General features: G+C 71.4%; 8 protein-coding genes and 1 pseudogene. 5 read left to right on the top strand and 4 right to left on the bottom strand.

Annotated features, from left to right (window positions below):
• The first annotated feature begins 18 nt into the window (after positions 1-18).
• Both P1P70_RS36550 and P1P70_RS36545 read left to right on the top strand, forming a co-directional pair.
• On the top strand, positions 19-2,019 hold the full coding sequence (locus P1P70_RS36550) for an FtsX-like permease family protein (RefSeq protein WP_319245452.1): 2,001 nt from the start codon (positions 19-21) through the stop codon (positions 2,017-2,019).
• Between the two features lie 57 nt (positions 2,020-2,076).
• Positions 2,077-2,760 carry a response regulator transcription factor gene (locus P1P70_RS36545; RefSeq protein ID WP_319245450.1) on the top strand — a complete coding sequence of 228 codons (684 nt, stop codon included), beginning with the start codon at positions 2,077-2,079 and terminating at the stop codon, positions 2,758-2,760.
• A gap of 3 nt (positions 2,761-2,763) precedes the next feature.
• Here the strand turns inward: P1P70_RS36545 and P1P70_RS36540 are convergent, their stop codons facing one another.
• Complete coding sequence (locus P1P70_RS36540) at positions 2,764-3,153, bottom strand: PPOX class F420-dependent oxidoreductase (RefSeq protein ID WP_319245449.1); 390 nt, start codon at positions 3,151-3,153, stop codon at positions 2,764-2,766.
• Between the two features lie 94 nt (positions 3,154-3,247).
• Entirely contained in the window at positions 3,248-3,883 is a 636-nt protein-coding gene (locus P1P70_RS36535) for an HAD family acid phosphatase (RefSeq protein ID WP_319245448.1), read from the bottom strand.
• 267 nt (positions 3,884-4,150) lie between these two features.
• Between P1P70_RS36535 and P1P70_RS36530 the strand changes: the two genes are divergently transcribed.
• The 3 genes from P1P70_RS36530 (at position 4,151) to P1P70_RS36520 (ending at position 6,984) form a co-directional block, all read left to right on the top strand.
• Positions 4,151-4,987 (top strand): SAM-dependent methyltransferase, encoded by an 837-nt coding sequence (locus P1P70_RS36530; RefSeq protein WP_319245446.1) that lies wholly within the window; start codon positions 4,151-4,153, stop codon positions 4,985-4,987.
• Positions 4,988-5,509: a GNAT family N-acetyltransferase gene (locus tag P1P70_RS36525; RefSeq protein ID WP_319245444.1), complete on the top strand. Its 522-nt coding sequence runs from the start codon at positions 4,988-4,990 to the stop codon at positions 5,507-5,509.
• A 98-nt stretch (positions 5,510-5,607) separates the two neighbouring features.
• Positions 5,608-6,984 carry a S1 family peptidase gene (locus tag P1P70_RS36520; RefSeq protein WP_319245442.1) on the top strand — a complete coding sequence of 459 codons (1,377 nt, stop codon included), beginning with the start codon at positions 5,608-5,610 and terminating at the stop codon, positions 6,982-6,984.
• A gap of 106 nt (positions 6,985-7,090) precedes the next feature.
• On the opposite strand, the gene P1P70_RS36515 is transcribed toward P1P70_RS36520, so the two are convergent.
• Positions 7,091-7,273 carry a hypothetical protein gene (locus P1P70_RS36515; protein ID WP_192360727.1) on the bottom strand — a complete coding sequence of 61 codons (183 nt, stop codon included), beginning with the start codon at positions 7,271-7,273 and terminating at the stop codon, positions 7,091-7,093.
• A 78-nt stretch (positions 7,274-7,351) separates the two neighbouring features.
• A pseudogene (locus P1P70_RS36510) lies at positions 7,352-7,514 on the bottom strand (MarR family transcriptional regulator); the annotation flags it as partial.

The raw sequence follows: 7,514 nt of genomic DNA, 5'->3' as shown, positions 1-7,514 counted from the left end.
AGCCCCCGGAGACGAAGAATGCGCTCCCCCGTCCTGCCCCTGACCTGGCACCTGGCCCGTTCCTCCGGGAGGCGCGGCCTGCAGAGCCACCTCCTCTCCGTCGCCGCGGCGGCCGCCGGCGCCCTCGTCCTGCTGACCCTCCTCGCCGCCTACCTGGGCTCCGGCGTGCGGGCCGACCGCACGGCCTGGCGTACCCCCGACGCCGTGGCGGCGAAGCGGGCGACCGCCGTACAGACACTGGGCACGACGTACGTGGGTCACCGGCCGATCACTGTCGTGTCCCTGGCCCAGCTGCCGGACCGGGCCGCGACGCCCGCCCCGCCCGGTCTGGCCCACTTCCCCGCACCTGGGCGCACGTATGTGTCCCCGGCCCTGGCGGAGCTGATGCGCGAGCTGCCGGCGAAGCGGCTCGCCGACCGCTTCCCGACCACGTCCGGCTACGGCACGATCGGCGAAGCCGGCCTCGCCTCCCCCGACGAACTCGTCGCCGTCGTGGGCCGCGCCCCCACCGACCCCGCGATCACCCGCGCCGCCGAGGGCAGCACCCTGGCCATGCTCGCCGCACGCGCCCGCGTGGACGGCTTCGGCGGCACCAGGCCCAGCCTGTTCACCGCCTTCGACCAGCAGACCACGGTGCTCGGCGGCGGCCTCCTCGTCGTCCCCGTCATCGTGCTGGCCTCGGCCGCCGGACGCCTCGGTGCCGCCCGCCGCGAGCAGCGGCTCGCCGCCCTGCGGCTGGCCGGAGCGACACCCCGCCAGATCCTGGCGATGACGGGCGTCGAGTCGGCGGCGGTGGGCCTCGCCGGTGGTCTCCTCGGCGCGGTCGGGTACACCCTGCTGGTGCCGGTCCTCGCGCGGGTGCCGTACGGCATCGGGACCTGGTACGCCGGTCAGTTGTGGGTCGGCGTGTCCTGGCTGCTGGCGGTGGTGGCGGTCGTGGCCGCGCTCACCTCGGTCAGCGCGATGACGACGCTGCGCGGGGTGGCGCGTTCCCCGCTGGGTGTGGCCCAGCAGGCCGATCCGCGCCGGACGAGGCTGATCCGGCTCGTGCTGTTCGTCGCCGTCGGGATGTACGTGGTGGGCACCGCGGACGGCGGGATGAGCACGGGTCAGACGGTCGGGCTGATCGTCCTGGTGTACGGGGCGTTCTGGACCCTCGGCCCCTGGGTCGTCGACATGCTGGGCAGGCTGCTGAGCCGCCTCGCGCGCCGTCCCGCGACGCTGCTGGCCGCCCGCAGGCTCAGCGACGATCCGCGCGGCGCCTGGCGCACGGTCAGCGGTCTGGTCCTCGCGGGTCTGGTCGCCGGGTTCTTCACCGTGGGGCAGGTCGGCCTCATGGAGTACGACTACCGGGGGCAGGTCGCCGTACGCACGGAGCACGGGGAGGCGGGCGAACTGGCCGTACAGGCACGGAAGTTGCTCACCGAAGCCAGCGTGAAGGCGCGGGTGGGGACGGTCGACGCCGACACCTACGAGGGGATCCTGATCGGCGAGGAGGGCGTCGTGGCCCATGTACGTGGCGGTCAGGAGCAGATGGACACCGCGTCGACCGCGCTGTCCTCCCTCTCCCCCGGGAACCTGCCGTTGACCCAGGACTACGCCAACGCCGAGGGCGACATGACGACCCGGCTCATCGGCGAGACGGGGCTCGCGGTGCTGGCGCTGGGCTTCCTGGTCGCCGCCGCCTCCGCCGGACTCACCGCGGCGGCCACGGTCCTGGACCGGCGCCGGGTGTACGCGCTGCTGCGGCTGGCCGGGACGCCGCTGAAGGTGCTGGACCGGGCGCGGATCCGGGAGACCGCGCTGCCGTTGGTGGTCCTCGCCGGCGGTACGACGGCGACCGGCATCTACGGCGGGATCAAGGTGAACGAGATGTTCCATCTGGAGCCGGACGCGTCCGGGGCCGTGCGTCTCGCCGTCTGCGTCGCCCTCGGCACGGCCATCATGTTCGCGGCGCTGGCCGGGAGCCGGCCGCTGCTGCGGAGGGTGACGGCGGAGCGGGCCCAGGAAGCCGACTGACGCCCTCTCGGCCACCTGCTTCCCTCTTCTTCCGTCTCCTTCAGGCATGATGCGCCCATGAACGACCGCAGCCCGATCCGGGTCCTGATCGCCGACGACCAGGACATGGTCCGCACCGGCTTCCGCTTCTTCCTCGACGCGCAGCCCGACATCACCGTGGTCGCCGAGGCCGCCGACGGCGAGACGGCCGTGCGGCTGGCCCGTGAGGTGCGGCCGGACGTGTGCCTGCTGGACATCCGGATGCCGAAGCTGGACGGTCTGGAGGCGACCCGGCTGCTGGCCGGTCCCGGGGTGGCCGATCCGCTGCGGGTGGTCGTGGTGACCACGTTCGACCTCGACGAGTACGTGTACGGGGCGTTGCGGGGCGGCGCCTGCGGTTTCCTGCTGAAGGACTCGGGGCCGACCCTGCTGGCCGAGGCCGTACGGGCGGCGGCGGTGGGCGACTCGCTGGTGTCGCCGTCGGTGACGGTCCGGCTCCTCAAGCACGTGACGGCGGAGAAGGAGGCCGCACTCGGCCCCGAGGTCCCGCGTTCCCAGGAGGCGTTGACCGACCGGGAGCTCGACGTCGTCCGTCTGGTGGCGCTGGGGCACACCAACGCGGAGATCGCCGCCTCGATGTTCGTGTCCCTCTCCACGGTCAAGACCCACCTCGGCAGCATCCAGCTCAAGCTCGCGGCCCGGAACCGGGTCGAGATCGCGGCGTGGGCGTGGCGGACGGGGCACGCGGGCGACGGCGCGTGAGGGTCACGTCGTGAGGGTGATCCGCATGCCGATCGTGCCGTCGGCGCCCCGGCGCAGTCGGCTGCCGAGGAGGGTGAGCCGGCCGAGGACGCCGTACTTGCGGGCGATCAGCCTGCGGTAGGCGGCGGAGCCGGCCGCGTCCAGGATCTCGGCACGGGCGGGGACCGAGTCGCCGGTGGGGTTGCCGCGCACGTCGCAGGGGCCGACGAGGACGTCGGCGCGGTTGCGGACGCGTTTGACCTTCCAGGAGTCGGTGACGGTCCAGACGCCGAGCGCGTCGCCGTCCCGCACCACCCACACAGGTGTCGGCACGGTGGTGCCGTTCTTGCGGTAGGTGGTGACCAGCAGGTACTTGCCCGCGCCGAGCGCGTCGAGCGTGGTTTCGTCGGCCATGGCGGGAGTCTAGGGCCCCTTTGACGGGCCTGGGCGCACGGCCGCCGGCGGAACCCTCGGCGGCCGTACCCCGGGAACGAGCGGTGGAGCGGCGTCAGTCCAGCAGGCCGTCGTAGTCGGGCAGCTTGTAGGTGCGCTCGGCGTGGCCGCCGACGAGGTCGGTGGTGTTGTTGCCGACGTTGGCGATGATCGTGTAGCCGTCGGACTCGATGTCGGCGCGCGAGGCGGTCTTGTAGGCGGAGACCTCGGAGAAGAGATCGGGCAGGTCGCGCACGTAGAGGCCGTCGACCGGGTAGCCGACGTTCTCCAGGTTCCACTCGGTGAGGGACTCGATGATGCCGGGGCGGGCGGTGACGAAGAAGACGTTCACCCCACGGGACTTGGCGTACTTCGCCAGCGTCAGGGAGGGCTTCAGGGCCGGGGTCGGCAGCTGGTACCAGGGCGTGTAGTGCGTCTCCAGCGTCGTGTTGTCGATGTCGAAGACGATGGCGAGCTTCTTGCCCGAGGAGTTCGCGGTGCGCTGCTGTATGTAGGGCGTGGCGGTGTCGATGACCGCCTTCACGTCCTTCTGCCAGGTCGCGTAGTCCACCTCGGCGGCCGCGGCCGCGGCGGTCGCGGCCGTGCTCGGCGCCGCGGCGGCCGGAACGGCGGCGGTCATCGAAGCGCCCAGGCCCAGTACGGCCACCGTGGCGACCGTGGTGATGCGGCGTCCCACACCGCTTGCTGTCATGTTCATCCCCTTTTCTCATGTCAGAGCGGCGAGGTCGTCGAACCTTTCGCCGCACTGGTCATGGTCATGTCCATCAGTGGCCGGGAGACTACCCAAGAGTTACTGATTAGTAGAGAGGTCGCGACGAACGTTGTTCGCCCGGACGACGCCCGGGGAGTCCGACCGCGGGGCCGTGAAGATCGCCGAACGCTCGGCAAACACCAACCTGCGGGTCTACATTGCCCGTTAATCGAGAGCACGCTCACAGAAGATCCAGGAGTTGATGCCGTGACGGACAACCCGGCAGCCTCGGACTTCCCCTCCTCGTCGCTGAACCGTCGCATCGTCACCACGCGGCCGAGCGCGGCGCGGATCTGGAACTACTGGCTCGGCGGCAGGGACTACTACGAGGTCGACCGCAAGGCCGGGGACGAGATACGCCGACTGCATCCGAGCATCCACGACTACGCCCGCGCGGACCGGCGGTTCCTGCGCCGGGCGGTTCGCCATCTGGCCGCCGACGTGGGGATCCGGCAGTTCCTGGACATCGGCGCCGGGCTGCCGACCGCGGAGAACACCCACGAGGTCGCCCAACGCGTCCGCCCGGACGCGCGGATCGTCTACGTCGACAACGACCCGCTGGTCCTGGTGCACGCGCGGGCCCTGCTGACGAGCGCGCCCGAGGGCCGTACGGACCACGTCGACGAGGACGTGCGCAACGTCGACTCGGTCCTGGAGCACGCCGCCAGGACCCTGGACCTGAACCGGCCCGTCGCGCTGATGCTGCTCGACGTGCTGGCCTTCGTCACCGACGAGGAGGACCCGCACGACATCGTGCGCCGCCTGATGGCCGCGCTGCCCTCCGGCAGCCATCTGATGCTCTCGCACACCGTCACCGACCCGCGGTGGCCCGACGTGGACGTCGCGGCGGCCTGGTGGAACGCGCACGGCACCCCGCGACTGCACCAGCGCACCCCGGAGACGGTGGCACGCTTCTTCGACGGACTGGACCTCCTCGAACCGGGCGTCGTCTCCTGCACACGCTGGCGCCCGGAGCCCACCGACGAGGACACCGGCGAGTCGGCGGAAGTCGCCATGTACTGCGGAGTGGGGGGCAAGCGCTGAATGACGACGGACCTGGTCCGCCTCCAACTGGACGTGACCGCCTTCGACCTGGCACGTTTCCAGCCCTGCGTCGACACATGCCGGACCTCCGGGATCCGGCTGACGACGCTCTCCGAACTCGGCGACACCCCGGCGCACCGCCGGGCGTTGTACGACCTCAACAAGGAGTGCTCGGCCGACATCCCCGAGCGCGGCGCCTTCTTCCCGTACGACGAGTACCACCGGCTCCGCTTCGAGGTGCCCTCCTACGATCCGCGCGGGGTCGTGCTGGCCCTCGACGGCGACCGGTGGATCGGCATGGCGGCGACCTCGGACCGGCGCGGCTCCGGGTTCGTGTTCAACGAGATGACCGGGGTGCGGGTCGGCCATCGCGGCCGGGGCGTCTCGGTGGCCATGAAGTCCTTCGGCATCGGGTTCGCCGGGATGTGCGGGGTGAGCACCGTCCGTACGGTGCACCACCCGGCCAACAGCCGTGCGATCGCCATGAACCGGACGTTGGGATACGTCGACGCGAACTGGTGAACATGTGCCGACCACCGCACGTATGAAAGGAGGGCGCTCAAGGACCGGACGCCCTGGCGGTGTTGACACCGTGTCGGACGGGGTTCGGGAGCCAGGCGATGAGGCACGCACGACGACGAGTCGTGAAGCGGGTGGCGCGGCTGACAGCCGCCGGAGGAGTGATCTGCGGAGCCCTGATGGTCACGCAGGCGGCGATGGCGACCGAACCCGCCGTCACCCCGCCCGCGACCCCCAGCGCGGTGCTGGCCGCGTCCGGCACCGGGAACGGCCTGCTGACCGAACTCGGCTCCGAGCGGACGGCCGGCACCTGGATCGCCGAGGACGGCAGCCCGGTCGTCGCCGTCACCGACGAGAAGGCCGCCGCCGAGGTCGAGCAGGCGGGCGCCCGCCCGAAGATGGTCGAGTACAGCGGCGAGGACCTGGAGGCCGCCACGAACGCGCTGCGTTCGGCACCCCGGGTGCCGGGCACCTCCTGGGCGATCGACCCCGCCTCCAACGAGGTGGTGGTGCGCGCCGACAGCACGGTCTCCAAGAAGGACTGGGCGAGCCTGACCGACCTCGCCGAGGAGATCGGCGGTTCCGTCCGGATGGAGCGCACCGAGGGCGCGTACACGATGCGGCTCAACGGCGCGCAGCCGATCTTCGGTACCGGCGGGCGCTGTTCGATCGGCTTCAACGTGACCGACGGCGAGAACGACTTCATGCTGACCGCCGGGCACTGCGGCCCCTCGGGTTCCGTCTGGTTCTCGGACGACCAGGGCCGGCAGGAGATCGGCCGGACGACCGAGACCAACTTCCCCGGCGCCGACTACTCGCTCGTGCAGTACCTCCAGGACGCGCCCAGCAACAAGACCAACATCGTCTCCGTCGGCGACGGCCGCGGGGTGCGCATCACTTCCGTCGGTGACGCGGCGGTCGGTCAGCGGGTCTTCCGCAGCGGCAGCACCAGCGGCTTCCGCAACGGCGAGGTGACCGGCCTCGACGCCACGGTCAACTACCCCGAGGGCACGGTCTCCGGCCTCATCGAGACCACGGTGTGCGCCGAGCCGGGCGACAGCGGGGGCCCGCTCTTCTCGGAGGGAGTGGCGCTGGGGGTGACCTCGGGCGGCAACGGCGACTGCGACGAGGGCGGGACGACGTTCTTCCAGCCGCTGTCCGACGCCCTCGACGATCTCGGCGTCCAGCTGAACGGCCTGCCGCAGTCCGCCGCCCGGCCGACCGCGGCGGCCGACGGCTCCGAGGACGACGCCCAGGGCGCCGCCGCCCCGGGCTCCGCCGAACCGGGTTCCGTGGAGTCCGTCGAGTCCATCGAGGCCGCCTCCGACCTCCTCAACCGCCTCGTCGATCCCCGCAACGTCGGCCCCGGCCTGCTGGTCATCGCCGGCAGCATGGTCGCCCTGGCGGCCACCCGCTTCATCCGCACGGAACAGGACCGCCAGGCATACCGACGCCAGTACTCACAGAGCTGGGGCTAGATGCGGGTCGGGCGCGCTCCTTCGAAGGGCGCGCCCCGAGGGGGCGCGGGAACGCACGTCCGGCCTCACCGGTCCGCGGGCGGCAACCCACGAAGCGGCCGACAACCTACGAAGCGGCCGCCCATTCGAGGACGAGACGCTCGTACTCGCTCCGCTGCTCCCTGTTCAACGTCCCACCGCTCCGGAACCAGAGCGCCCGGATCTCCTCGTTGACCTCGGCGGCCGTTCGCGCCGGTCCTTCCGCTCTTTCCAGGACGACATCAGGGGTAGTGGACATGGTGTAAACCATATGTCCTCGAACGTGAAGTCGATGTGAGTAAAGGTGCCACTTCCGACATTACGGACCGTGAAGCTGATCACTCTGCGTTTACGGCTCCGCCGTTCCGAGCACGAGCACCTGAATGGCCAGCACCGCCGCCCCCCGGGCCCAGTCGTGGAAGTCGGACACCTTCGTCTCCAGCGGCACGGGCGCGGCCAGCGGATGCCGATGGGCGCGGACCGTCTCGTGCACGGTCTCCCCCGCCACCCCC

Origin of the sequence: Streptomyces sp. MB09-02B, assembly GCF_033794485.1 — a bacterium.
Classification (GTDB): Bacteria; Actinomycetota; Actinomycetes; order Streptomycetales; family Streptomycetaceae; genus Streptomyces.
Note: the sequence above shows the minus strand (reverse complement) of the source record. Positions and strands in the feature narration are given on the sequence as shown.